This window comes from Brevibacterium sp. FME17 (assembly GCF_014897515.1).
Classification (GTDB): Bacteria; Actinomycetota; Actinomycetes; order Actinomycetales; family Brevibacteriaceae; genus Brevibacterium.
On the sequence record NZ_JABUYD010000010.1, the window covers coordinates 133,953 to 159,832 of the forward strand.

Here is a 25,880-nt window from a genome sequence, read left to right on the forward strand (position 1 = left end):
CTGTTCTGCTATCTTCGTTGCCGCAATTGGTTAGTGGAACTATCTTAGGTCTATGACAACGATGTTCATAGCAATCCACGCTCTGGCTGCCTCTGGTGTAGTGCTCCTGGCCCCGGTTCAGATCATCCGGCGGACCAAGGACCGCAGGCACAGGTGGATCGGGCGGTCATGGGTCATCCTCATGTATCTCGTGTGCGTGAGCGGCATGTTCATCTACACCCTCAGCGGTAGCTTCACGGTCTTCCATGCACTCGCGATCTTCACCTTCGGCACCACAACCGTCGGAGTCATTGCAATCCGGCGTGGAAACATCCGCAGGCACATCGCGATGATGGTCGGATCATGGCTCGGCGCGCTGACGGCGGGCACCTTCGCCGCGATCATTCCGGGCAGGGAGATACCGCAGCTGGCGATTGTCGATCCGACTCTGCTGTGGGGCGCCGTCGCGGCAATCGTCATCGCCGCCACGGTCTGGGTCGGCTACGTTCTCAAATTCGTGCCGACTCAGGCACGCAGCTCGTCGAACTCCGGATTCTTGCGGAAGAATTCCATGACATAAGAACACGTGGTGCGGAACTTCAGGTCCGCCTCGGCGCTGGTCTCGAGGGCGAAACGCACCAGGTGAGCGGCAAGGCCGCGACCACCAAAGGCGGGGGACACCTCGGTGTGGGTGAACGTGCGCACGGTGGACTCTGAGGTGTCGTCCGGGCTGGCCTCGCGGTCGACGTAGTCGACGTGACCGATGCGCTTGCCGTCATGGCTCACTGTGAAGCGAGAAGCCGCTGAGTCCTGGGCGAAGGTGTAGGTCTCGTCCGAGATCTCGAGGTCCATGAACGCTCCTTAGAGGCGAAGGTGTCGGTCGGTTCCAGGCCGACACGTAGCTGAGTCAATTCTGCTACATGAAACTATAGTTGTGTTCGCCGCCTAGCGACTAACCTGTTGAGCAACCCGTTCTTTCGGCCGTTCCTGTCGACGGTCAGACATCCTCAAGGAGCCGACCCATGCCCTCATACGCACCCGCCACCATGGTCGATGCTCACATGCTGATCCTGCACGAATCAGGTTTCGAGGTCAGCGAACTCGGCCTCGACGACATCGACGACTATGTTGAGCTCGTCGCTTCCGCCTACCGGGGTGAGCCCTCGAAGCGGGGGTGGACGACGGAGGCGGATCTGCTCAGCGGTCAGCGACTCGATGCCGACATGGCCCGCGAGATGCTCGCAGAGACCGATTCGTCGATGATATTGGTCCGGTCCGCCGAAGGGCATGCTGTCGGCAGCGTCTACCTGCGCGAACCCGTCGACGGGATCGCCTACCTCGGTGTGCTGGCGGTCTCTCCGCTCGGACAGGGCCAGGGTGTGGGCTCGGCACTGATGAACCTCGCCGAGGCGTGGGCGGTCGAACGCTGGAACGCTCACTCGCTGAAAATGAGCGTCATCAACAAGCGCGCCGAACTCATCGCCTACTATGAGCGCCGCGGCTACGAGCGCACGGGAGAGATCGAGCCCTTCCCCTACGGCGACGATCGATTCGGTGTGCCCCTGGTCGATGACCTCGAGTTCGTCGTACTGGTCAAACCGCTGGATTGAGTTCCGGCAGCGGGTCGAACCGAATGAAGTGACACAGACGCACATGGTGCCCAGCGATTTTCGCTGGGCACCATGTGCGTCTTGGAGGCGGGCGTCCCAATGGGTCCGGACGCCAGATGCCTCAGAAGAACATGGCAGGGATGACGAGACCGCCGACGAGCACGATGGGCCCGATGATGACCATCGACATGCCGAACTTCACGAGAATGCGCGTCAGTCGCGCCTTATGATCCTGTGGAGCCGTGGCCACGACCGTGGCACCCAGCGTCGAGAACGGCGAGACGTCGACGACGGCCGAGCACACGCCCAGCGCCGCAATCAGTGCCCAGCCGGGTACTCCGCCAGCGGCGATGAGGGGCAGCGCGAGAGGCACGAGCGCGGCGAGGATGCCGGTCGTGGACGCGAACGCGGACACCAGTCCGCCGACCACGCAGAGAACGAAGGCAGCGATGAGCGGCGATCCGATCGCCTCGGCGCCCTCACCCAGGAGATCGACGGCGCCCATGTTCTGCAGCACTCCGACGAAAGTAATGATGCCGCCCACGAGCAGGACGGTCGACCAGTCGATCTTGGGCAGCGCGGCCTTGCCGGTCTTAGGATCGGCGAGCGAAAGAATCGCACCGAACAGAAAGCACAGCAGGCCGATGTCGGGCTCCTTGCCGAATGCTGCCAGAGCGACGACCGAGCCGATGAGTCCGACCATGAGGACCACGGTGAGCATCTGCACGAATGTGAAGGGGCCCGACTCGGCGCTCGCCGAGGTGCTTGAAGAGTCGAAGAGCGCTTCGTCCTCTTCATCCTCACCGAAGGCCACCTTGGTCGCCGAGGCCGATCCACGGGAGATCGTGGAACCGGCACCTTCGCCGGTGGTTCCGAACCCGTTCGTCTCGCTGACGTAGGAACCGGAGTGCGCGGTACCAGCCGCGGCCATGGCGGACTTGCGTCCGAAGAGTGTGCGACCGTACATGAAGTAGGCGACGACGAGCATGACGAGATAGACGACGACGGCGATGCCGAAGAGCAGGAACGGCGACAGGTCGATTCCCGCATCATGGGCGGTGCTGTACGTGACGATGCCGTAGAGGCTGGTCGGAGCGAACCCGCCGGCACCGATGGCGAAGCAGATCGCCAAGCCCATCAGCGCATAGTCGACCCCGTACTTGCGGGCCACCTGCATGCCCACCGGCATCATCACGAGACCGGCAAGAGGCGCCCCCATGGAGGCAATGCCGGCTGTGATGATGAAGAAGACGATGGGGAGGAGGACGGCAGAGGACCCGACCTTCTCCAGCGCCCAGTCGATGATCTTGTCGACGGTCCCGTTCTCCTGCGCAATGGCGAAGAAGTAGGTGACCCCGGCCAGCAGGATCATGATCGAGAGCGGGAACTCCGCGATGATGTCATCGACATTCATATCCGCCAGGAACAGACCGGTGCCGGCTGCGCCGACGAGCATGAGTATGCCGATCTGCACACCGCGGATCGCGCCGATTGCGAACAGGGCGATGAAGATCAACAATGCAATGATTTGAAGGAGCATGATTTCCCCATTTAGGCTGGAATTTCGCTGAACGAAACTGGATGGCTCGCTGAGCGACATTACCAGTTCGGCAAGGACAGTAGCGGTAATCGCAGCCCGAATGGTCGGTAATTCCCAAATAACGGCACGTGAGTGTGCCCAGCTGAGATCAGCCCATGACGTTTCCGCTTGTCCCTGCCGGAGACCGCAGCCGCGAGAAGGTACCCAGGTTCAGCTCCCCGCCCGTGTATCCGAGTGAGATCTGGAGGGGATCACGGTCGTGGTCATGACCGTGCTCGACGGCGTCGATGAGTTCCGCCATGAGCTCGCCGACCATCGGCGCATTCTTGAATTGGTTGCCGCTGGTGCCGACCGCCTGATAGAAGCCATTTGCCTCGGAGCGGTCGTAGATCGGAGTCCAGTCGGTAGAGGCATCGTAGACGCCGACGACTCCTCGGGCCCGGTTCGGGATCGTGATGTCGTTGAAGCGTTTGGCCGCTCGCAGCGCCTGCGACTCGAACTGTTCGGGACGAACGCTCATCGATACGGTGTCAGGGTCCTCGACCCATTCCAGCTCATCGCATTCGGGTTCTGTGCCTCCGATGAGCAGCTGGCCGCCCACCTCGGCGCGCATATAGGTGCCGATACCGGCATCGAGCACGGCCGGGATGCGGGAGCCATCGGCGCGGATGACGGTCGATTCCGCCGGCAGAGTGTGGACCTCCTGGCGTAGGGGAGTCAGCGAGATTCCGTGGTCGGATCCGACCCCGGCGAGCTCGTTGAGTCGGGCTGACCAGGGTCCGGCCGCGTTGACCACGACGTCGGCATCGAGGACTCGGCCATCGGCGAGGTTGATCGACCAGGTGGAATCGGCGTGGTGGAGGCCGATGACCTCGGTGTTGTAGAGGAACCGGGCGCCATGTCGTTTGGCGGCGCGGGCGAAGTTCTCCGTGGCCAGGACCGGGTCAGAGATATACCCGCCGTCGGGTGTGTACAGTGCTGTGGCGGGCTCGACACTGTCGTCGAGGAAGGCTGGATCTTCCGGGCGCGTCGGTGGAAAGTGGTTCGAGGGGTCGACACCGGGCAGCTCCCGGGCAAGATCGGCTGCGTCCCACTCGGCATAGGGGATCTCGAGGGCCTCGAAGTCTGTGCGGACTGTGGCCGGGATCAGCCCGGGTATGTCGAAGACGGCCATGCCGGTGCGCATGAAGTCCGCGACCGGTTCCGATTCCGGTGCCTGAACATGGTCCCGCAGGTTCTCCCACAGGTGCTTGGACTCCCAGGCCAGGGCGATGGAGTCCCGCAGGGAATAGGTGAAGCGAACGATCGCACTGGTCGCCCCCGTCGAACCCTGCGCCGGTCCCGCCTTCTTGTCGACGACGGTGACGAAGTATCCACGTTTGGCCAAGGAAAACGCGATGGACGCTCCCATCACGCCGCTGCCGACGACTATCGCGTTCGCACTCATTGCCGCATCCTTCTCGACTGGATCATGGTTCGACTTCGCCATCATCGTAGCCAGGACGGGCAGCCTGCAGAAGGTGCTTCCAGCATGTGTGCGCTCAGGAGCTCAGATCAGGACCAAGGTGAGAGCCTCAGACCAGTACCGCGCTCATTACCTCAGGTCAGGAGGACGGCGCCGCCGAGGCTGATCACCGCGACGATGAGAGTCGTCACCGCGGCTAGGCCGATCGGACCTGCGCCGAGGTTGCGCAGTGAACGCCACTGGACTCCGCGCCCCAGGGCGAACATCGCCATGGCCAGGCACACGGTCTGGATCCAGCCCAGGCCGGAGACCGCAACGTCAGGCAGCAGGCCGAAGGTGCGCAGGCCCGCCATGAGGAGGAATCCGAGAACGAAGAGGGGAATGATGGGCGGGCGCTTCGCCGCAGGTGCAGCGGGCAGGCCACCCGAAGGCGACTGGGCATCCGAGGATGACTCAGCGTCCGACGAGGACTGCGAGGCCACCTCGGCGGGGGAAGTCACCAGAGCCCGCTCCCGGCTCTCGTTGCGGCGCATCACCAAGCTGAACACGGCGACGGTCGGGGCGAGCATGATGACGCGGGAGAGCTTGACGAGGACGGCGACTTGCAGAGCCGCGGGGCCGATGATGCCGCCGATCGCGACGACCTGCGCGACCTCGTGGGTGGACGCCCCGCCCCACATGCCGGCGGTGTCCTGGGCCAGACCGAAGGCGGCGCTCAGCGAGGGGATCACAGCGATCATCAGGGTGCCGAAGAGGACCACGAGACCGATCGCCGCGGCCACGTCCTCCTTCTTCGCCTTCAGCGTCGACTCGACCCCGGCGACCGCGGCGGCCCCGCAGATGCCGAACCCGCAGCCGATGAGCAGCGCAAGACTCGAATCGACGCGGAACGGACGTGCCAGCAGCAGTCCGGAGATGATGCCGACGGCGACGACGACCGCGGCGAGCACGAGGACCAGCCAGCCGAGGTCAAGGATGTCGCCGAGGACGACCTGTGCGCCGAGGGCGACGATGCCCAGACGCAGGAGGGGCTTGGCCGCGAAGGCGAGGCCGGGTTGGAAGGTCTGCGGCAGTTCGGGGAGGACGTTGCCGACGATGATCCCCAGGACGATGGCGACGAGGAGCGGGGAGAGAATGGGGGCCACCATTGAGATGGGCCACGCGATCGCGGTGGCGACTGCGGCGACTCCCAAGCCTGGGAGGAGGCTGACAATGCGTTTCATAAGTTCAGTCTGTCAAGCACTCAGAGGTTTCGGTAGCCGGCATTGTTCGACCGACCCATATGGCGCTGATATGGCAGTATTGGGGCATGCAGGATCTCAGCAGAATGCAGGACTGGCCCGAGCTCCCGGCGCTGGGGCTGCTGGTGACTCTGAGCGCGAGCGCCCAGTCCATTGGGCAGGCCGCCGAGGCGATGGGCCTTGCGCAGCCGAATGCCTCACGCAGCCTGCGCCACCTGGAAAGAGATCTCAAGGTGCCGCTGCTCGTGCGCTCGCCGCAGGGCACCCAGCTCACCGCCGAAGGTCATGCCGTGGCCCAATGGGCCTCGAAGGTCATCGATGCCTATGCCGATCTCAACGCCGGCACCCGCGCCATCCAGGATGCGCGGGCTGGCACTGTTCGGGTCTCCGCCTCGCTGACCGTGGCCGAATACCTTCTGCCCCGCTATCTGACGACGTTCACTTCCTCCCATCCCGATATCGACGTGGGACTGGCGGTCGAGAACTCGGCCGCGGTCATCGCTGCCGTCCGTGAGCAGCGTTGCGACCTCGGCCTCATCGAGTCTGTGTCCCTGCCCAAGGATTTCCCCGCCGAGGTGGTCGGCCATGACCGTCTTATGATCGCCGCCGCACCCGCCTTCGCCGATGCGTGGACGGCCCCGATCGCCGCTGAGGCGTTGGCCGAGGTTCCGCTGCTGGTCAGAGAGGTCGGTTCGGGAACACGGGAGGTCCTTGACTCCGCATTGGCTCGCTTCGGTGGGGCACGTGTGGCGGGCGAGTACGGGTCGAACTCGGCGCTGAAGATCGCAGCTGCCACCGGTGTCGCACCCGTTGTGCTCTCCGAGCTGGCTCTGCGCGATGACTTCCGGGCCCGACGCCTGGTGCCGCTGCCGGTGCAGTCCGGGGTCGCCCTCGACCGTGAACTGCACGCGGTGTGGTCGCCTAGGCGCCGACTCTCAACAGGAGCCAGGGCACTGCTGGAGCACATGGTGCGTGTACGCGGCTGAGGCATCAGCGGTGTGACTGAGGCCTCCGAATGACCGCTGAGGCGTCAGTCACACCACTGAGACGTCAGTGCGGAGTGGTCGGCACGCGACATATATTGGGACGATGACCTCTCCAGATTCGTCCCACGCACCAGAGACCGTCCTCGTCGAGGCGGGTCGTCCTCAACGCTCGACCGGGTCGTCGGTGAACCCTCCCATCGAACTGTCCTCGACCTTCGTCGGCAGCGGTGAGATCGATCAGTCCGCCTATGTCTACGGTCGGTTCTCGACCCCGGCGTGGACTCCGTTCGAGGAGGCATTAGCTGAACTCGAACATGCTGCGTTGCCCGGACTGGTCTTCGGCTCGGGGCTGGCCGCGATCGCCGCTGCCCTCAGCCTGGTCCCGCGCGAGGGCACTCTGCTCATGCCCCGGCACTGCTACCAGGGGTCGCTGGAGTCCGCGGGCGAAGTCGCCGAGCGCAGCGGATTCACGCTCGTCACCGTCGACATCGCCGACACCGCGGCCGTCGTGACGGCACTCGACGAGGTTGCTGCCGCCTCGGCGGTGCTGTGGATCGAATCTCCGACCAACCCGATGCTCGAAGTCGCAGACACACCCGCACTCATCTCCGCTGCGCGCGAGCGCGGCATCCTGACCATCGTGGACAACACCTTTTCGACCCCGCTGCTGCAGACGCCGCTCGATCTGGGTGCGGACGTCGTCGTCCACTCGGTCACCAAATACCTCGCCGGACACTCGGATGTCGTCCTCGGTGCAGCGCTGACCAGCAACGAAGAGCTGCACCAGCGACTTCATCGCGAACGCTCACTGCGCGGGGCAATCGCCGGGCCCTTCGAGGTCTGGTTGGCGCTGCGTGGTCTGCGCACCTTGTCGGTGCGCATGGAGCGCGCCCAGGCCAATGCCGCGGTGATCGCGAAGCGTCTGAGCTCGCACCCCAGCGTCGTCGAAACCCGCTACCCGGGTCTGCCCGAGGACCCCGGGCATGAGCGTGCGGCGGCACAGATGTCGGGATTCGGTGCGATCGTTGCCTTCTGCACCCAGACGCCGGAACAGGCCACAGCCGTCGCCGAGGCGGTCCGGGTGTGGACTCCTGCCACGTCCCTGGGCGGAGTGGAGTCCCTCATCGAACGTCGTCGGCGCAATGCCTCGGAGCCGGAATCGGTTCCCGATGGGCTGCTGCGTCTGAGCGTGGGCATCGAGCACGTCGATGATCTGTGGAGCGACCTCGACGCGGCCCTGCGCACGGCTCACAGCGCTTGATGGCTGCTCCCTTCGTTCTCGACCGTCCAGGACTTCAGGACCTGGATGAGGTCTTCGAAATCCACAGCGACCCCCGTGTCTGGACGCATTTTCCCAGCGGTCGGATGGTCAGGCGGGCGGAAGCCGAGGCGTATCTGTTAGCTTGCATCGCTGATTGGGAGATCGACGGGCTCGGTGCGTGGATTGTGCGCGAATCGGAGGATGGCCCGGTGCTGGGGACCTGCGGCTGCGGCGTGAGGCGCAGACCCATGGCCGATGAGTGGGATCCCGATCGGATCGAAGCCTATTGGAACCTCGGCTACCGCTTCCGCCCCGAAGTTCAGGGCCGCGGCTACGCCAGCGAGGTCTCACGCCTGGCCGTTGCTCGGGCCCAGGAGCTCAAGCCGGAACTGCCGGTCATCGCCTACCTGCTCGAACATAATGCGGCCTCACGGAGAGTCGCGGAGAAGGTGGGTCTGACCTTGCGGCATCGAGCACCTGATGCCGGTAACCCCGATCCGCGGGCTATGCGACTGGTCTTCGCCGACCGGGATCTGACGGGGAGTCAGCTGGCGGCCGCGCTGATCTGAGCACGCCACTGGGCTGACTGGACTGCCTGGACGGGCCGTACACCTGAACGGGCCGCTGGGTCCGGACAAGCGCCTCGGCGAGGGTGGAGATCTCCGGGTGACGAAGCGGCACAACCAGCGTACGGTGGGCCTCGAGCCAATTTTCTACGGTACGTAGAATTTGATCGAGGAGAGGGCGCGCATGCATGAGCACCAGATGAGCGGGACGATGTGGCATCCGACGCTCCCGCCGACGCTGTCACGGGTCACCGAATGGCACCCGCAGCCGATCCCCATCATCGTCATCCTCGCGACGCTCGGCCTGCTGGCGTATCTCATCTGTGTTTGGCTGCTCCATCGGCGAGGAGTGCCCTGGCCGATCTCGCGAACCATCTGGTGGACCTTGGGTATCGCCACCGTGATCCTCGTCGATGGCACAGCATTGAATGGCTATGGCATGGCGCTGTTCAGCATGCACATGATTCAGCACATGATTCTGTCGATGCTCAGTCCCATCCTGTTGGTCCTGGGTGCGCCGATCACACTGATGCTGCGTGTCCTGCCGGCCGGATCGGGGCGATGGAATGCGCGTCGAGTGATCCTCGCAATCGTCCACAGTCCTCCTCTGCGCGTACTGACCAACCCGGTCGTGACAACCGTGTTGTTCCTGATGAGCTTGTACGGTCTGTATTTCACCCCCGTCTTCGACTGGTTGATGTCGACGATGTGGGGACACAACCTGATGTTCATCCACTTCGTGGCCATCGGGATGCTCTACTTCTGGAACATCTTCGGTATCGATCCCTCACCGCGAACGAGCAGTAAGCGCCAGGTTCGCATCGATCCCACCGTCGTGCAGGTCTTCGAGATTGTGGCCACCATCCCGTTCCACGCATTCTTCGGGATTGTCGTGATGATGTCGACGACATTGCTCACGAGCTTCTACAAAATGCCGATGTGGGGCATCGATCCGTTGAAGGACCAGTTCCTCGGAGGCGGCATCGCGTGGGCGTTCACGGAGATTCCGACGTTGATCATGCTCGGCGTGCTGGTGTTCAAGTGGCAGAGATCTGATGCGCGACTAAGTCGTCGTCTCGACCGCCAAGCTGCCAGGGACGGTGACGCCCAGCTGCGGAATTACAACGCCTATTTGGCTTCGCTGTCTGAGGCAGACCAGCACAGCCGGCACCGCAGAGTGTGACCACCATGAACTGGCAGGACCACAGTGGCCCGGGGTGCAACGTGGCCCGTGGCACGGCGTGAGACCCGTGGTGCGGTGACCGCGAGCGCAGGGTGGCCCGTGGCACGGCGGCAAGTGCGCTGCTTGACGGGAAAGCGCGCCTGCTCGCTTCCAAGAGTACTTCCGAGCGGTGTGACCCAGATCAACTTAACGTACGTTAAAGTTGGATGAGAGATCAGACATCCAACGCCAACATAGAGGAGTCGCTTTGACCTCGAGTGTTCTCACCGACCTGAACGATGGGGTCGTCACTGTCACGATCAATCGCCCCGAAAGTCTCAACGCGCTGACCGAGGAGGCTATGGAGGGCATCGGGGACGCCGTCGCTGCGGCAGCCACCACAGCCCGTGTGCTCATCATCACCGGCAATGACCGGTCCTTCAGTTCAGGTGCCGATCTGCAGGGGTCTGTGCAGGGCGGAGGGCTTGGCCTCGACCGGGCCAACTCCATCATCCGATCGATCATCGATCTGCCGATACCGACCATCGCCGCGGTCTCCGGTCCCGCAGCCGGCATCGGCTGCTCCCTGGCTCTGGCCTGCGACTACACCGTGATGAGCGAAGAGTCGTACCTGATGTTGGCCTTCACTAAGATCGGGCTCATGCCCGATGGAGGGGCGACGGCACTCGTCGCAGCCTCGGCGGGTCGGCATCGAGCCATGAAGATGGCGCTGACGGCACAGAAGGTCTGGGCCAAGGAAGCACTCGATTGGGGCCTGTCCAGCGAGGTCACGCTCGCGGGCGAGCACCTGAGCCGGGCACAGGAGATCGCAGCACAATGGGCTCAGGGCGCACCCCTCGCTTTCGCCGCTTCGAAGGGAGCCATCAACGCGGCGACGCTGACTGAACTCGACGATGCATTCGACCAGGAGCTCACGGGTCAGACAGCGTTGCGGGCCAGTAATGACTTTGCCGAAGGGGTCGCGGCCTTCATCGAAAAGCGCGGACCGAACTTCACCGGCGAATAGCCGGACTGTCGCATCGGACGGGCCCGACTCGGCAAACAGGGCGGGCCCGCACCTCGGCGTCCGTTAGTTTCTAATTGGTAACGTTGCGGTGCAAATTGTGAACCGCATCACCTGCCGGGATATTCTGACGATGAAAACGACCCAGGCGTCAACGTGTTCCGACTGCACACCATGACGCGAACCGTGCAGCTTCGACAACTGCGCAAGCTCTGGGTCCCACCACGATCGCGACACCCCGGTACGACCACCATGATCAAAGGAGTCTCATGCTTACAGGCATTCCATCCACACTCGGAGACAGCTACCAGCTCAACACCACCACCCTGATCCGGCATGCCGCGACCTTCTTCGGCGAATCAGAGGTCGTCTATCGTCGGTCTGACGGGTCCTGGGGTCGCTCGAACTACGCCGACGAATACAAGCGGATGGCTCAGCTCGCCCATGGTCTGGGCGAGCTTGGAGTGGGCGCAGGCTCCATGGTCGGCGTCATCGACTGGAACTCTCGCCGCCACCTCGAGCTGTACTTCTCGGTCCCCGGCGTGGCCGCAACCATGCTCCAGCTCAACCTGCGTCTGGCTCCCGAGGACCTCGCCTACGTGGTCAGCCACTCGAAGTCCGACTGGATCTTCGTCGACGAGTCACTCCTCCACGTCGCCGAGTCGCTCGCACCGAAGCTCGACGTCAAGGGGTGGGTCATCATGACCGACAAGCCCGCCTCGGAGATCGAGACTTCCTTAGAGAACGTCGTCTTCTACGAAGATCTCATCGCCGACAAGCCGGAGACCTATGAATGGCCTGTTGTCGACGAGAAGACAGCGGCCTATGCCGGCTACACGACCGGAACTACAGGTCGACCCAAGGGTGTCTACTATTCCCACCGCTCGATCTACCTGCACACGATGGGCGGACTGGCCGCACTCAATGCGACCTTCGACGATTGCGTCATGCCTATCACCCCGATGTTCCACGTGCTCTCCTGGGGCTTCCCGCAGAACGCGGTGGCTGCTGGCGCAAAGCTCGTCCTGCCAGGTAAATTCGCCGTCGAAGAGTTCGGCGCCATCGGCCAGGCCTTCATTGAAGAGAAGGTGACGCTGGCCAACGGCGCTCCCGCGATCTTCACGCCGATGCTGGCGATGATGAAGAATATGCCGACCCCGCCCGACCTCAGCGGCGTCCGCCTGGTCTCGGGATCCTCCGAGCCGCCGCTGTCGATGATGCGCGGTTTCAAGGAGATCACCGGCGCCGAGGTGATCCACGGATACGGTGCCACCGAAACCACTCCGCTGGCGACCACGAACTGGCGCATCAAGTCCGGCATGAATCTCAGTGATGAGGAGAAATGGGACCTCAAACGCTACCAGGGCCTGCCGATCATTGGCGTCGATCTCAAGATCGTCGACCCGACCGGCCAGGAGATGCCTCGCGATGGGAAGTCCGTAGGCGAGATCGTCATGCGCGGTCCCTGGATCACGGAGTCCTACTTCCAGCTGCCCGACAACGCGGACCGGTTCATCGACGGCTGGTGGCGTTCGGGTGACGTCGGTGTCATCGATGCCTACGGCTACCTCAAGATCACCGACCGCCTCAAGGACGTCATCAAGTCCGGCGGCGAGTGGATCTCCTCGATCGATATGGAGAACGCGATCCTCGACAGCCCCAACGTCAAGGAAGCAGCCGTCATCGGAGTCCCTGATGAGAAGTGGGATGAGCGGCCGATTGCCTATGTCGTTGCCAATGACGGCGCCGAGGTGACCCGCGAGTCCATCATCGAAACTCTCAGTGAGCGCTTCGCCAAGTGGCAGATGCCAGATGAGGTCAACGTCGTCGAGGAGATGCCGCGCACCTCGGTGGGGAAGCTCGACAAGAAGCTGCTCCGCAAGAACTGGGAAGAGAAGTAGGCCCAGCAGCCTAGTCTGGTCTGCGCAGGTCTGCGCACAGTGGGCCTGGGCAGGCCTGCGCACAGTGGGCCTGGGCAGACCGCGGCCGGCTGAGCCGCCTGGCCCGGGCCGGCTCGCGGAGGTCGTGGCCGGCTCTCCCCTGTAGCTCAGGTGCTGTGCTGCTCCCCTTCCTCGAAACGCGGGTGCTCAACTGAAACTCGGTTGAGCACCCTCTGTGTCAGGCTGTTATGTGACAGTTATTGGATCAAGTCAGCGTCCTGGGTAAAGGTGGCGGGCCAGTTTCTCAGCGCGCGGCCCGTGTCTCATCCACGCTCCTGCATTTCACTCGCACTTGTATTTAGCATGCAAGCAGTAACGCATGAGCTATCTAGGTGCCGATAGATGGTGTTTCATTGTGTTTGATGGCGACTGAGGGCATAATGATGGAATGTTCCGGGTGCTGACAACCAAACAACTGTTCGAGCTCGACATGCCGCGACAGCATTTGGCTGAGGCTATCGGCTGTTGTCTGTACAAGGTGCGACGGGGTTACTTCGTCCTGAGGGGCCGATGTGATCAAGAGCATCATGCTGTGCTCGAGCCATTTTCATCTGAGCCCGGGGTCACGTTCCCGACATTTCACGGAGACATCAGAGACGAGATCGAGCGGCTGCGGCTGCAGATATCGACTCGACGTGGAAGCCTGCTGCCTGGCGATGTCTTCTCTCATGTGTCTGCGGCGCTCCTTCACGGTCTTGATCCGGTTATCACTGGGACGAAGAAAGTAGAGGTATCCAGGAACACAGTCACTCGGAACTATCCTGGCATGTTCGTGTACTCGCGAAAGCTTGAAGTTTCTGATGTCGCTGAGGGTCTCAGCTATCCGATCACCACTTTGACCCGCACGCTCGCAGACGTCGCTCTCGATCACAGTCTTGAAGTCTCGGTTCCCCTGATTTCACAGTCGATGAGAGATCGCGGGGTGAGCGCCGATGATATTCGCCGGTATCTGAAGAACGGGAGGCGTGGCCTGCGGCGGGCGCACGTGGCGTTGGAACTCTCAGGCGCTGCCTACGAAGCGCCGTCCGAGTCATTTTGTGCAGTCAAGTTCCACAGACACGGGATCACCGGGATGGTTCCCCAGGTTGATGTTCGGTCCGCCACGGGTAAGCTCATTGGGCGCAATGACTTCCAACACGATACGGTTCCAGTCGTGGTTGAGGTCCACGGAGTGGGGAAGTACTATCTCCACCCTGACGGTCCCGATGAAGCTGCAAAACAGAACCATCAGCGCAACATGAATCTTCTCAATGCCGGATACCAAGTCTTCAATCTGACATTCGGTGACCTATTCCGCCCAGGAAACTTCACCGCGATCAAAAACTGCATCGACTCATTGATGATCAAGCATCAGCGGCGGACTTTGGCTCAACGAGTCGGCTAGAACCTCCGCTCAAGCGAGGGGGCCAATGCGGGCCAAGCCAGTCGAGATCTGATGCAACGCTGCACCGCAACACGGTGCCTCTCCCCAATACCGGTTGTGCACATAGATGTCTCAGAGCGACACCCGTTTCTCGGGGAAGCAGCCGGGTGCCCGAGGCGTTTTTCGGTAAGTCGGGCGAGTGTCAGCGCGGTACCCGAGTTTCGGGGTGCGTGCGGCGGCTCAGCGAAGCTGCTTTGCTGCGGCTGGTGCACGGGCGGTCCTCCGCCGTTGTCGGGTAATTGAACGCCGCGCCAGACCCTACCCGCGCGGCTCAGGGCTGGGGGCGCAGGTGCCGGCTCAGGGCTGGGGCGCAGGTGCAGGCTCAGAATTGGTGAGGCAGGTGCAGGCTCAGGGCTGGGCGGGATGAGCTGAAGGCTGGTGAGGCGAGGGCAGGCGCCGCTCAGGGATGGTGGAGCAGGTAGGTTCCGCCCTTGAGGCAGGTGTCGAGGGCCCAGCCGTCGGCGACGAGAGCTGTCAGCGAATCGCGCAGGGCTTCCCGCCAGCGCGAAGCAAGTTCAGCGTCTTGGCCGCGCAGCGTCTCGATGTCGGAGGGGAAGTCGAGGGAGACCAGTGAAGCTTCCTTGGGCACTTCAGCCACCACAGGTTCGCCGCTATCGTCACTGCGCAGGCACTCGAAGGCGTCGTCCGCCTCGGCGAGGGTGGCCCGGGCAGGCTTGTCCAGCGGCCAGGATACGACCATGCGGTCACTGGCTTGACCGGCGTTGACGCCGTCGCGCATCTGCCCGTAGAAGTCCTCAAGGTATTCGACCATTCCAACGCCCAGACGCTGGAAGTTGAAGTAGGCGTTGCGTGCCACCAGCGGATCGAAGGTCCAGGTCATCTCCGTGATGCCGAGGTTGAGACACCACAGGCGCTGATGCAGCTTCATCGCCGAGCCCGCGCCGCGGCCGATGACCTGATGCCGCACACCGGCGATATGCGAATGCATCACGGTTCCCAGCGGTTGGCCGAAGAAGCCGATCGTCACCCCGATCATCTCGTCGGGCTCGTCGAGGCTGTAGGCGGCAGAGACATAGTTGCCCGCATGGGCGAAGGCCACGATGAGCCCGGGTTCGAGGACATTGGTGCCCGTCTCGTCGACGCTCCACACTTCGTCGAGCAGCAGGGCGGCTTCGGCAGCCTCGGCGGCGGTGTGGATCTCACGCACCTCGATCCGCGCGGCGTCTGCTGCTGCCGCGTATTCGTCCTCGGCCAGGGCAATGATCTCCGAGTCCACTGTTGTCAATCCTTCGCGCGGTGTCATGGTGACATTGTGCCACCGAACTCGGCTTCTGAATGTACTGCAACGTCGATATCTGAGGCATCGGTGCTGGTGCAGACGGGTGGAGACCGAGAGCAGCAGGCAGGTATAACCTGAAGCCATGAGCTTCAGTGTTGCTGTCATCGGGGCCGGAACAATCGGCCGTTCCTTCGCTTGGCTGTTCGCCCGATCCGGTTATCCGGTGCGGGTCTTCGACCCCAGGCCAGACCTCGCCGAGGTGGTCACCGAGTTGCAGGCCGACGTCAGTGCCGACGCTGCCGCCGAGAATATGCTCGCCTCCGAAGTCGGGTCCGTCAGCCTCGCCGAATCCGTCGAGGCAGCCGTGGCCGAGGCCTCGTTCGTGCAGGAATCGGGGCCCGAGAATCCGCAGGCCAAGCCGCAGCTGTTCGCCCAGATCGCTGCTGCCGCCCCGGACGACGCGGTCTTCGCGACCTCCTCGTCGACCATCCCCGCATCGTTGATCGCACGGCACTTACCGGCGGAAGCCGCGGCCCGGGTCATCGTCGGGCATCCGTTCAACCCGCCTCATCTCATGCCGCTCGTCGAGGTGGTCCCGGCACCGGCGACCAGTCCGGACACCGTTGAACGGACCCTCGAGTTCTACCGCAGCTGCGGACGTGAACCCGTGGCTCTGAACCGGGAAGTTCGCGGCTTCGTCGGCAACCGGCTGCAGAACGCGCTGATGAAGGAGGCGATCTCACTGGTGGAGAACGGTGTCATCTCAGCACCTGACCTGGATGCGGTGATGAAGAATTCTCTGGGCTTGCGCTGGTCCGCGGTGGGGCAGTTCGAGGCGATGCACCTCGGAGGGGGAGATGCAGGGATCCGCGGTTTCATGGACCACATCGGCACATCATTCGCTGAAATCGGCGAGCTTCCACTCGACCTCAGCGATGACGGGATGGCCGATGTCTATGCACAGGTCGAAGAAGCCTATGGCCAGACGCCGAGCCGAGCCGCCGCCGAGGCGAGGGACCGAGCTCAGCGCTCCGTGCTCGAGGCACGTCGCCAGAGTGGCACGCAGTCACAAGAGGAGTGAGACGCGCTCACTGAAGCGAGGTGGCAGTGAGGTGCCGCTACTCTCCGGAGTGAGACGGCTGGCTACACCGCGGCTTGGTAGAAGTAGGTGGTGCGTTCGGCGATGAGGCCCTCGGTGTCGAAGAGGAAGAAGTCGGCGAAGCCCACGGAGGTCTGCGTGCCGTCCTTGAGACGGCCGGTGAAGACGCCGCGGCTGGAAGCGCGGTCGCCGTCGACGAGGATCTCAGCCAGCGAATGCGCGCCCGACTCGATGACGCGCTCACCGTGGTAGAAGTCGGTGATCTGCGTTCCGATCATGGTCGGGTATCCGGGCCGATCGTAGTGACCTTCGGCCGCGAAGAGGGCTGAGGTGGCACCCGCATCTCCGGCGTCGACGGTGGAGTAGTAGCGCTTCACGAGTTCAGTCACACTGTCCATGGCAACACAGTAACAGCGATCACATTCGAGTTTGAGCTCAAGGGGTGGGATGGGGAATTGCCGCCGAGGTGATTGGGCCATAGCGTGGGAGATGAATCCATTCGTCGTCTGGTGCCTGATCGTCGGTTCCGGGCCGTTGGATTGAGGTCAATAACCCCCGCAGAAATGAGGCTCGACATGTCCACCATGTATCGCGTGACCAACCCGGCAACCGGAGAGGTCGCCGAAGAGTTCGCCACCGCCACCGACTCAGAGATCCTGGCCGCCCTTGACCGGTCCGCGACGACCTTCACCGAATGGAGTCAGACCAGCGTGGCCGATCGCGCTGCGATCCTCGTTCGAGTCTCCGAAATCTACGCGGAGCGGGCTGAAGAGCTGGCGCAGGTCATCCAGCTGGAAATGGGCAAGGCCGTCCCCGAAGGCAAGGGCGAGGTCGGACTGAGCTCCGCAATCTACCGCTACTTCGCCGACAATGCCGAAGCTTTCATGGCCGATGAGCCCCTGCGCGGACCCGAAGACGGAACCGCGATGATCCGCCGCAAGCCGGTCGGGTCACTGCTGGGAATCATGCCCTGGAACTTCCCCTACTACCAGGTCGCACGCTTCGCAGCGCCCAACTTGGCGTTGGGCAACACGATCCTGCTCAAACATGCTCCGCAGTGTCCCCGCTCGGCTCAGATCATGGAAGAGATCTTCATCGAAGCAGGTCTTCCCGAGGGCGCCTACATCAACATCTACGCCAGCAACGAGCAGGTCGCGGATCTCATCCTCCCTGACCCACGCAACCATGGAGTGTCCCTGACCGGGTCCGAACGTGCTGGTGCTGCTGTGGCCGCCGAAGCCGGTAAGAACCTCAAGAAGGTCGTCCTCGAGCTTGGTGGATCCGATCCCTACATCCTCCTCGACACTCCTGATGTGGCGAAGAGCGCGAACATCTTCTTCAAGACCCGCATGGGCAACACCGGTCAGGCCTGCAACTCGCCCAAGCGCATGATCGTCATGGATGATGTCTACGACGAGTTCCTGACTTCGATCACCGAGGCGGCCAAGAAGTTCACGCCCGAGCAGCCCGGTGATGAAGGCTCCCGCCTGTCCCCGCTGTCATCGACCGCGGCCGCCGATCGCTTCATCGAGCAGGTTCAGGACACGGTCAAGGACGGCGCCACTCTGCTCGCCGGCGGCAGACGCTACGACGGTGGCGGCGCCTATGTCGAACCCGTCGTCCTCGCCGATGTGGAGAAGGGCATGCGCGGCTACTATGAAGAGCTCTTCGGTCCCGCCGTCATCGTCTACAAGGTCAGCAGTGAGGAAGAGGCTGTCGAAATGGCCAATGACACCCCGTTCGGCCTCGGTGCGGCTGTATTCTCCACAGACCTGGAGCGGGCAGAGCGCGTCGGTTCCCAGATCGACTCCGGCATGGTCTTCCTCAACGCCCCCGAAGGCAGCCGTGAGTACCTGCCCTTCGGTGGTGTGAAGCGTTCCGGCGTCGGCCGTGAGCTGGGGCCATTGGCCATGGACGAGTTCGTCAACAAGCAGTTGGTGTTCACGAAGAACTGAGACTGAGCTCTCGACGCACCGCGTCGGCAGAGTCGTCTTTCTGCTCTCAGGGCGTTGACCGCACAAGCAGTCAACGCCCTGATTGTATGCTGAGGTCATACTCAGTCTTTTCTCAGTAGGAGGATCTCATGCCGGCATCGAAGCCGTCGACACAGGTCAACGCAGCGGCCTCAAAAGGATTCATGCGTCCGATCAACCGCTTCCTCGAACAGTGGATTCCGTCAGCGCTGACGTTCGCCATCGTTCTCACGCTCATCGTCGCCGTCCTGGCGTTCATCCTCACCGGAGCCAGCCCGGTCGAGGTCGTCACCGGCTGGGGTGAGGGACTGGCAGGACTCCTCGAGTTCATGACCCAGATGTGTCTCATCCTGCTGCTGGGCCACATCCTGGCGAACACCGGTCCCGTCCAGAAGCTGCTGACATGGCTGGCCAGGGTCCCCGGCAGCCCGGCCTTCGCCTATGTCTTCGTCTTCCTCGTGGCAGCGATCGCCAGCCTCATCACGTGGGGCCTCGGCCTCGTCGTCGGTGCACTGCTGGCGCGAGAGATAGCCGTCCAGGCGCGCAGCCGCGGCATCAAGGTCCATTTCCCGCTGCTCGTGGCCGCCGGCTACTCCGGCTTCGTTGTCTGGCACATGGGCTACTCCGGTTCGGGCCCGCTGACAGCCGCGACACCCGATTCCTTCTTGGCAGAATCCCTGGGCGGTGAGGTCGTCCCCGTCAGCGAGACCATCTTCTCCACATGGAATCTGCTCGCCATCCTCGGCGTCATTGTGGTCTGTGGTGCCCTCTTCTTTCTCATCGCGCCGAAGAAGGGCGCACCCGTCTACGAGCTGCCCGAGGCGATCACCTCGGAATCCAGATCGACCATCGACGAGGAGGTCGTGACTCCGGCCGACCGCATCGACGCCTCGCGGATCCTCACCCTCGTCGTCGGTCTGGCACTCGTGATCTACCTGATCATCCACTTCGCCCAGGGCGGGGGACTGACGCTGGACATCGTCAACTGGTCCTTCCTTGCGCTCATCTTCCTGCTCGTGAAGAACCCCTTCGAACTCATCCACCTGACGAAGGAAGCCGCCTCGAACGTCGGTGAGATCCTGCTCCAGTTCCCCCTCTACGCAGGAATTCTGGGCATCATGTCCGGCACCGGCCTTATCGCAGTGTTCTCCGACGCCCTCGTTTCGATCGCGAACCCGTCGACCTTCGGCGTCCTCGCGCTGCTCTCAGCCGGCCTCGTCAACTTCTTCGTCCCGTCGGGCGGCGGGCAGTTCGCCGTCCAGGGACCGATCATGCTCGACGCAGCCAATCAGCTGGGAGTCGATCCCTCGATTGCGATCATGGCGGTCTCCTACGGCGATCAGTGGACGAACATGCTGCAGCCCTTCTGGGCTCTGCCGGTCCTGGCCATCGCGGGACTGAAGATGCGTGACATCCTCGGCTACACCTCGGTGACCTTCCTCGGTTCCGGTGTGGTCATGGCTCTGGCTCTATTCCTCGTCTCTTTGTGAGGTGAGGCTAGGGCGATAGGACGTGAGCGAAGAGGTGCGAATAGTGATGTGATTGAGGCGGTCCGGCGTAGGGCTGGTGCCAAGGTCCCCGGCGAAGTCGCTGTCAGCCCCCTATCCGGTTACCGACGGTTACGATATGGTAGCCTACATGGTTGGCTGTCACCGGTGATTCCGGTGCGCCGAAACACGGAAATCGATGTGGGCGAGGTATCGTCCGCTGAAGGAGTGAGCAGATGACGGCCACAGTGGACAAGTCCGAAGAGAGGCCGAAGACGGGGGTGAAGGCCGTGCTGCCTCCGGTGAATAAGCCGGTTTTCATCGCGGCCGCCCTTGGCACCCTGGCCATCACTCTCTGGGCTTTCTTCGCCCCGACGAACGCCGAGGCTGTGCTCGGCGCCGTGGTCGGTTGGACCTCTGACTGGTTCGGCTGGTTCTACGTCCTCCTCGTCGCCGCTGTCCTCGTCTTCGTCATCTACTTGGCGGCCTCGAAGTACGGCAATACGAAACTCGGCCCCGAGCATTCGAAGCCCGAATACGGGCTGCTGGCGTGGGCCTCGATGCTCTTTGCCGCCGGCATCAGTACCGACCTGATGTTCTTCGCCGTCGCCGAACCGGTCACCCAGTATCTGGCACCGCCGAGCACACAGCCGGAATCCGTTGACGCGGCGCGCGAAGCTACAGTGTGGACCCTGTTCCACTACGGCATCAGCGGTTGGGGTCTCTACGCCCTCATGGGCATCGCCCTGGCCTACTTCGCGTACCGGATGAACATGCCACTGGCGATTCGGTCGGCACTTGCTCCGATCTTCGGCAAACGTGTCGAAGGAGCTCTCGGCGACACCGTCGACATTGCTGCACTGTTGGGCACCGTCTTCGGTGTGGCCACCTCGTTGGGCATCGGCGTGGTCATGGTCAATGTCGGTCTCAACACCGTCTTCGGCATCCCGATCGGTGTGGGCTCGCAGGTCGGCATCGTCGTCGTCGGTGTCGCAGTGGCCACACTCTCGGCAGTGTCAGGCGTGGACAAGGGAATTAAGTTCCTCTCGATCCTCAACGTCTTCCTCGCAGTGGCTCTGAGCCTCTGGGTCCTCATCGCAGGTAACACCCAGTTCCTGCTCAACGCGTTGGTCCTCAACGTCTTCGACTTCATCAGAATGTTCCCGAACATGGCGGGTCAGACATTCGCCTTCGAAGACACCGGAACATGGATGACGGATTGGACTCTGTTCTTCTGGGCCTGGTGGATCGCCTTCGCCTCATTCGTCGGGCTCTTCCTTGCACGAATCTCGCGCGGACGTACGATCCGCCAGTTCGTCCTCGGTACCCTGACGATTCCGTTCATCTACATCTTCATGTGGATCTCGATCTATGGAAACTCTGCTCTCGACTTGATCCGCAATGGTGATAAGGAGTTCGGTGAGAAGACGATGCTCAACCCCGAAGGTGGGTTCTATGAGCTGCTCTCGAACTACCCGGGATTCTTCGTCATCGCCGCGCTCGCAACGATCACGGCGCTGCTGTTCTACGTCACCACAGCTGACTCCGCGTCACTCGTCATGGCAAATCTCTCCTCACGTCTGCCGACGCCGCAGGACGACGGTCGTCCGGGACTGCGCATCTTCTGGGCTCTGGCCACCGGTGCGCTGACGATCGCCATGCTCATCGTCGGCGGAGTGGGTGCACTGCAGAATGCAACGGTCGTCATGGGCCTGCCCTTCGCGTTCGTCGTCATCCTCGTCATGATCGGCCTCTACAAGGCATTGCGGGTAGAAGCCCATCGTGTCGACAGCGCCGACCAGAGCCTGCCGGGATCTCTTGCCCGACGTTCTCGCTCGGGCGACAAACATGAGCCCTGGCAGCGTCAGTTGGGTCGTGTCCTGTCCTTCCCCAGCGGCAGCAAGACACGCGCGTTCGAACGCGAAGTCCTGACACCCACCTTGGAAGAGGTTGCGGCGGAGATGGCCGAACGTGGTATCACGGCCCGTTGCGGACGCGTCGACTCAGAAGGACAGTTCGTCGACGACGGCGAACTCATCCAGCTCGAAGTCGACGGTGAGGGGCGGTATCCGTTCCGCTACCAGATCTGGCCTCACAAGGTCAGTGTGCCCTCGTTCGGTGGGCGCGTCCCGCGTGGCACGGAGGACTACTACCGGATGGAGGTCTATCTCGATGGCGGAACCGGACAGGGCTACGACATCATGGGCTATTCGAAGGAACAGATCATCGATGACGTCCTCGACAAGTACGGTCGCCACGTGGAGTTCCTGCAGCTGCAGGAGAACATCCTCAACCACGACGATTGATCTAGATCGACGACTGACTTTGACCCTCGTCTGACGCAGGCGTTCGTCTGACGTCCGTATGAAACAGGCGACTGTTTCGCTGAGCCCGGTGCTTGCCTGACCACAGGCAGGTGCCGGGCTCAACGCCGTCTGAGGCCCTCCAGACAGGCCCGCAGGGTGCGAGTGACGGAGATTGCGGTGAGGCCGCTGGTTGCCGGGTTCTCCGGGCTCGGGGTCGACGAGATGGAGAACGCGAAGTCTCCTGCTTCTCCCGTCGCAGTGATCTCATGATGGGAATCCTTCTGGCGGGGATCCGCACGGATCTCCACACACGTCCGGCGCAGTGCCGTCTCCATGAGTTCGTCGTCGGCGTCCGCATCAAATCCGAGCCCCCGTGTTGCCCAGGCAAGCGCCACGGTGATGTTGACGTTGGCGGGGAACTTCACAATCGCCTCGGCGGGGGAGCCGGTGAAGATCGTCGACGGCCCATCTTCGGGGGTCAGTTCCGTCAGCCGGCGAACTTCCTCGGCAGGCATCCAGGATTGGATCAGGCCGCCAGGAGCCTTCGACGTCGTGATGGAGACCGTCTCCAGGGCCTGCGCCTGGGCGGCTGCTTCGAGGACGTCGAGCCCACCGATCGCCCCGTTCGTCACATGCAGGTCACCCGGCCCGGCCAGCAGTGAGCGCCTGGTCGGCCGATCGGCAAGGGCACCGACACTGGTGAGGACGAACGGAATGCCGGCATCCACCACGGCCGGACCATAAGTTTCAGCGGCTGGAACACCTGCACATTCGACCACAGCAGCGGGAGCGAGATCAGCCCAGCGCGGATCCTCGGGATTCTCAACCTGAATCAGATCGGCGCCCAGATCACGATGCTCGGCGTGCTTGTCGAGGTTCCGGACCAGGGCGGTCAGCCTCAGACGTCCGCTCGAGATCTCGGGGCTCAGCAGGCGCGAGACGTGTCGTCCGATCGCCCCGAACCCGATCATCGCCACCGTTGTCACTTCCGCCTCTGGTCTCATGAGATCAGGGTACACATCGCCATGGACATGCACTGTCAGTGCCTCGGGGTACCGTAAAGGTGTGGATGGGCGAGGCGAGGAAGGAGTATCGATGACAGAGGCGACTGCCGGCGATGGGCCAACCGCTGACGATGCAGTGGTCGGCGACGATGGGATCGCCCGAACGCCGTGGGCCTACGGCAATCCGCTGCTGCTTGACTATTACGACACCGAATGGGGCATGCCCGTCCGTGACGAGTCCGGGATGTTCGAGAGACTGAGCCTCGAAGGCTTCCAAGCTGGATTGTCGTGGCTGACGATCCTGAAGAAGCGCGACCGCTTCCGCGAGGTATTCAGACACTTCGACGCCGAGGCGGTGGCGAAGTTCGGCGAGTCCGAGATCGAAGCCCTGCTCGACGATCCCGGAATCATCCGACACCGCGGCAAGATCGAAGCTTGCATCGGCAATGCCAAGGCAACATTGGCGATGCGCGATGACGGTGGCCTCGGCGATTTCATCTGGAGCTTCCAGCCTGAGACCACGCCGCGTCCCCACAGTCTGAGGGATGTGCCCACAACGAGCCCCGAGTCCCTGGCGCTGTCGAAAGCCCTGAAGAAGAAGGGATTCCGGTTCGTGGGGCCGACCACCATGTACGCGCTCATGGAAGCGATCGGTATGGTTGACACGCACGTCCTCGGATCCCATCGCCGAGGTGCGTCCGGAATCTGGAACGACTGACGAAGCCGATGAAAGGCTGGAATGAACGATATCCGAGTCAGTGCACTCGTCCTGCTGCACCCGTACGAACCGTTTCTGCTCATGGTGCGCAAGGAGGGGACATCGTCGTTCATGCTTCCTGGTGGCAAGCCTGAAGTCGGTGAGAGTGCCGAGGCGACGATCATCAGGGAGATCAGCGAGGAGCTCGGCCTCGTCCTGGAGGCCGACCACCTCTTCCCGCTGGGCACCTTCGCCGCAGATGCCGCCAATGAAGCTGATCATCAGGTGATCGGGGACGTGTTCTGCTACGAAGGCCTGCCCGCTGAACTCAACGTCGATTGCATCAACCACCAGGCCGAAATCGCGGAGGCCGCGTGGTTTCCCTACGACCCGATGCCGGCAGACACTTCTGAACGGCAGTTCGCTCCGCTGACTCGTCTGCAGGTCGTTCCCGCTCTTGCAGAACGAGGCCTGCTCACACGGTGAGGATATCGTGGTGAAGCTCAGACACCTCGGCGTTGGAACGCCAATTCGAGGACGAACAGGTGGACGGCATGTCCCAGCACCAGGCCGGATATGAGGAAGCCGAGGACGATGCTGAAGACACCGAAGTCCGTATAGGGTGGAGGGTCAACGTATCCGGGGGACTGCAAGAGCGTGGAAGCGACCAGGATCGACCCCACCAGTATCGCGATCAGACCACTCGTCGACAGTTTTCCCGCCGCGGCGAGAGCCAGCAGCAATGCTGTCAGGAGGACGACCAGCAACGCCATCAGGTCGTAGCCGGGTCCAAGCCGAGCTACCTCCTGCCATAGGTTTCCATAGTTGATCGAGCTGCCAGATTCCGATTCGTAGTAGGGGAAGAATGTCAGTGAGATGACCAGCAGGCACAGCGGTCCGTAGAAGCGAGCGTAGAGAGCATTGGTTCGCGTGATCCGTGAGTTGAGGAGTTCGATTCGGATCATCTGCTCTGGAAGAGTCATGCGTTGTCTGTCCTTACTGTCGGTCATCGGTCGCCGATTTCTGGGTCCTTCGTGCCACGACTCCTGTCGCCGCTGAGGTGAAGATGAGGGTGAGTAAGCTCAGGCCGACGCCGACGACCGAGAGGCCCGGACTCGGCGAGACTTGAAGTCCGTTTCTGGCGAAAGGTCCGATGCTTCCCATCCGGGTCGTGGCTCCGCCGGTGCCAGCACCGGTATCGGCGCCGCTGGCGGGGATGACGGGCAGGACCGAGAACGATTCACTCAGGTGCTCCTCGTCCATGCTCTGCTCCGACGTGACCTCCGCCTGGTAGCCGCCCGCATAGGTGTTGATCGGTCTGCCAGGTGAACCGCCTATTGCAAACGCGACGGTTCCATCTGCGCGAGCTCGTCTTCGGTCGTGGATGGCTTCGACTCCCGGCGGTGTGGAGACGATGTCGAGTTGGACCTCCTCACCTGGCAGGAAACCTGTGGCCGTGATGGTCACGGCGTCGTTGTCGGTGATGAAATCGGTGGTGGCAACGGCCCGCGGACGAATGTCGACGACCGTCGGCACACCGTCTGCGTATTCGTCTGCCACGGCGGGGCCAGGCAGCAAAGTGGTTCCCAGAATGCAGGCGGCGGCTGTCACAGCCAAGGGTGTCCGCCATCTCGATGCGCGCATAAGTATTCTCCAAACGAATGTTGAATGCGAATGTTTATGTGTCATTGGGTGCTGTTTGAATTCGTCCGCGGGCAGTGAAACGGATCATCGCCTCGGGAATAGAGAACTGTGGTGACAATCGACCATAATGTCTTCGCGGAATAGTCGCGGTGCTGATTGAGCTATTGCTGAGAAAACTGGCTCTTCGCAAACGAGAGTGTAGGCCGATGAATTTCAAACAAGGCGAGTCGCTA

The 25,880-nt window shown here is 62.6% G+C and carries 24 protein-coding genes; 15 read left to right on the forward strand and 9 right to left on the reverse strand.

The window, feature by feature from the left end:
• Nucleotides 1–52 precede the first annotated feature (52 nt).
• The gene (locus INT40_RS11125) at nt 53–559 is read left to right on the forward strand and encodes a DUF2306 domain-containing protein (protein WP_193071267.1); all 507 of its coding nucleotides are present in this window, start codon (nt 53–55) and stop codon (nt 557–559) included.
• On the opposite strand, the gene INT40_RS11130 is transcribed toward INT40_RS11125, so the two are convergent.
• Nucleotides 505–831 carry a GNAT family N-acetyltransferase gene (locus tag INT40_RS11130; protein ID WP_101574548.1) on the reverse strand — a complete coding sequence of 109 codons (327 nt, stop codon included), beginning with the start codon at nt 829–831 and terminating at the stop codon, nt 505–507. The two genes, INT40_RS11125 and INT40_RS11130, sit on opposite strands and share 55 nt — an antisense overlap.
• Nucleotides 832–1,001: 170 nt before the next feature.
• Between INT40_RS11130 and INT40_RS11135 the strand changes: the two genes are divergently transcribed.
• A complete protein-coding gene (locus INT40_RS11135) occupies nt 1,002–1,589 on the forward strand; it encodes a GNAT family N-acetyltransferase (RefSeq protein WP_193071268.1) in 588 nt (195 codons plus the stop codon).
• A gap of 121 nt (nt 1,590–1,710) precedes the next feature.
• On the opposite strand, the gene INT40_RS11140 is transcribed toward INT40_RS11135, so the two are convergent.
• The 3 genes from INT40_RS11140 to INT40_RS11150 all read right to left on the reverse strand — a co-directional run bounded on the left by INT40_RS11140 (nt 1,711) and on the right by INT40_RS11150 (nt 5,817).
• On the reverse strand, nt 1,711–3,129 hold the full coding sequence (locus tag INT40_RS11140) for an SLC13 family permease (RefSeq protein ID WP_193071269.1): 1,419 nt from the start codon (nt 3,127–3,129) through the stop codon (nt 1,711–1,713).
• A gap of 148 nt (nt 3,130–3,277) precedes the next feature.
• Complete coding sequence (locus INT40_RS11145) at nt 3,278–4,576, reverse strand: NAD(P)/FAD-dependent oxidoreductase (RefSeq protein WP_193096075.1); 1,299 nt, start codon at nt 4,574–4,576, stop codon at nt 3,278–3,280.
• A 152-nt stretch (nt 4,577–4,728) separates the two neighbouring features.
• Nucleotides 4,729–5,817: a YeiH family protein gene (locus INT40_RS11150; protein ID WP_101574545.1), complete on the reverse strand. Its 1,089-nt coding sequence runs from the start codon at nt 5,815–5,817 to the stop codon at nt 4,729–4,731.
• 86 nt (nt 5,818–5,903) lie between these two features.
• On the opposite strand from INT40_RS11150, the gene INT40_RS11155 reads away from it, so the two are divergent.
• The 7 genes from INT40_RS11155 (at nt 5,904) to INT40_RS11185 (ending at nt 14,158) form a co-directional block, all read left to right on the forward strand.
• Entirely contained in the window at nt 5,904–6,821 is a 918-nt protein-coding gene (locus INT40_RS11155; RefSeq protein WP_193071271.1) for a LysR substrate-binding domain-containing protein, read from the forward strand.
• 103 nt (nt 6,822–6,924) lie between these two features.
• Nucleotides 6,925–8,082, forward strand: coding sequence for a trans-sulfuration enzyme family protein (locus INT40_RS11160; protein ID WP_193096076.1), 1,158 nt, complete (start codon nt 6,925–6,927; stop codon nt 8,080–8,082).
• Nucleotides 8,082–8,651 carry a GNAT family N-acetyltransferase gene (locus tag INT40_RS11165; RefSeq protein ID WP_193096077.1) on the forward strand — a complete coding sequence of 190 codons (570 nt, stop codon included), beginning with the start codon at nt 8,082–8,084 and terminating at the stop codon, nt 8,649–8,651. Before INT40_RS11160 ends, INT40_RS11165 begins: the two co-directional genes overlap by 1 nt.
• Nucleotides 8,652–8,832: 181 nt before the next feature.
• Nucleotides 8,833–9,831: a cytochrome c oxidase assembly protein gene (locus tag INT40_RS11170; RefSeq protein ID WP_226831166.1), complete on the forward strand. Its 999-nt coding sequence runs from the start codon at nt 8,833–8,835 to the stop codon at nt 9,829–9,831.
• Between the two features lie 247 nt (nt 9,832–10,078).
• Complete coding sequence (locus INT40_RS11175; protein ID WP_101574541.1) at nt 10,079–10,837, forward strand: enoyl-CoA hydratase; 759 nt, start codon at nt 10,079–10,081, stop codon at nt 10,835–10,837.
• A gap of 266 nt (nt 10,838–11,103) precedes the next feature.
• Nucleotides 11,104–12,735: a long-chain-fatty-acid--CoA ligase gene (locus INT40_RS11180; protein WP_193071274.1), complete on the forward strand. Its 1,632-nt coding sequence runs from the start codon at nt 11,104–11,106 to the stop codon at nt 12,733–12,735.
• A gap of 427 nt (nt 12,736–13,162) precedes the next feature.
• The gene (locus tag INT40_RS11185) at nt 13,163–14,158 is read left to right on the forward strand and encodes a hypothetical protein (protein ID WP_193078526.1); all 996 of its coding nucleotides are present in this window, start codon (nt 13,163–13,165) and stop codon (nt 14,156–14,158) included.
• A 439-nt stretch (nt 14,159–14,597) separates the two neighbouring features.
• Here INT40_RS11185 and INT40_RS11190 read toward each other — a convergent pair whose 3' ends face one another.
• On the reverse strand, nt 14,598–15,461 hold the full coding sequence (locus tag INT40_RS11190; RefSeq protein ID WP_193073212.1) for a hypothetical protein: 864 nt from the start codon (nt 15,459–15,461) through the stop codon (nt 14,598–14,600).
• 118 nt (nt 15,462–15,579) lie between these two features.
• On the opposite strand from INT40_RS11190, the gene INT40_RS11195 reads away from it, so the two are divergent.
• Entirely contained in the window at nt 15,580–16,518 is a 939-nt protein-coding gene (locus tag INT40_RS11195; RefSeq protein ID WP_193073210.1) for a 3-hydroxyacyl-CoA dehydrogenase NAD-binding domain-containing protein, read from the forward strand.
• 62 nt (nt 16,519–16,580) lie between these two features.
• Here the strand turns inward: INT40_RS11195 and INT40_RS11200 are convergent, their stop codons facing one another.
• On the reverse strand, nt 16,581–16,934 hold the full coding sequence (locus tag INT40_RS11200) for a nuclear transport factor 2 family protein (RefSeq protein ID WP_101573588.1): 354 nt from the start codon (nt 16,932–16,934) through the stop codon (nt 16,581–16,583).
• 177 nt (nt 16,935–17,111) lie between these two features.
• On the opposite strand from INT40_RS11200, the gene INT40_RS11205 reads away from it, so the two are divergent.
• The 3 genes from INT40_RS11205 (at nt 17,112) to betT (ending at nt 22,302) form a co-directional block, all read left to right on the forward strand.
• A complete protein-coding gene (locus INT40_RS11205; protein ID WP_193073209.1) occupies nt 17,112–18,491 on the forward strand; it encodes an NAD-dependent succinate-semialdehyde dehydrogenase in 1,380 nt (459 codons plus the stop codon).
• Nucleotides 18,492–18,619: 128 nt separating this feature from the next.
• A complete protein-coding gene (locus tag INT40_RS11210; protein WP_193073208.1) occupies nt 18,620–19,999 on the forward strand; it encodes a short-chain fatty acid transporter in 1,380 nt (459 codons plus the stop codon).
• A 233-nt stretch (nt 20,000–20,232) separates the two neighbouring features.
• The gene (betT, locus tag INT40_RS11215) at nt 20,233–22,302 is read left to right on the forward strand and encodes a choline BCCT transporter BetT (protein ID WP_101573594.1); all 2,070 of its coding nucleotides are present in this window, start codon (nt 20,233–20,235) and stop codon (nt 22,300–22,302) included.
• A 119-nt stretch (nt 22,303–22,421) separates the two neighbouring features.
• Here betT and INT40_RS11220 read toward each other — a convergent pair whose 3' ends face one another.
• Nucleotides 22,422–23,306, reverse strand: a complete 885-nt coding sequence (locus INT40_RS11220; protein ID WP_193073206.1) for an aspartate dehydrogenase domain-containing protein — start codon at nt 23,304–23,306, stop codon at nt 22,422–22,424.
• A gap of 91 nt (nt 23,307–23,397) precedes the next feature.
• Between INT40_RS11220 and INT40_RS11225 the strand changes: the two genes are divergently transcribed.
• Both INT40_RS11225 and INT40_RS11230 read left to right on the forward strand, forming a co-directional pair.
• Nucleotides 23,398–24,024: a DNA-3-methyladenine glycosylase I gene (locus INT40_RS11225; protein WP_193073205.1), complete on the forward strand. Its 627-nt coding sequence runs from the start codon at nt 23,398–23,400 to the stop codon at nt 24,022–24,024.
• A gap of 21 nt (nt 24,025–24,045) precedes the next feature.
• Nucleotides 24,046–24,489: an NUDIX hydrolase gene (locus tag INT40_RS11230; protein WP_101573600.1), complete on the forward strand. Its 444-nt coding sequence runs from the start codon at nt 24,046–24,048 to the stop codon at nt 24,487–24,489.
• A gap of 17 nt (nt 24,490–24,506) precedes the next feature.
• Here INT40_RS11230 and INT40_RS11235 read toward each other — a convergent pair whose 3' ends face one another.
• Together INT40_RS11235 and INT40_RS11240 are read right to left on the reverse strand one after the other, a co-directional pair.
• The gene (locus INT40_RS11235) at nt 24,507–24,986 is read right to left on the reverse strand and encodes a hypothetical protein (protein WP_193073204.1); all 480 of its coding nucleotides are present in this window, start codon (nt 24,984–24,986) and stop codon (nt 24,507–24,509) included.
• Between the two features lie 13 nt (nt 24,987–24,999).
• Nucleotides 25,000–25,647 (reverse strand): hypothetical protein, encoded by a 648-nt coding sequence (locus tag INT40_RS11240; RefSeq protein ID WP_193073202.1) that lies wholly within the window; start codon nt 25,645–25,647, stop codon nt 25,000–25,002.
• Between the last annotated feature and the right edge of the window lie 233 nt (nt 25,648–25,880).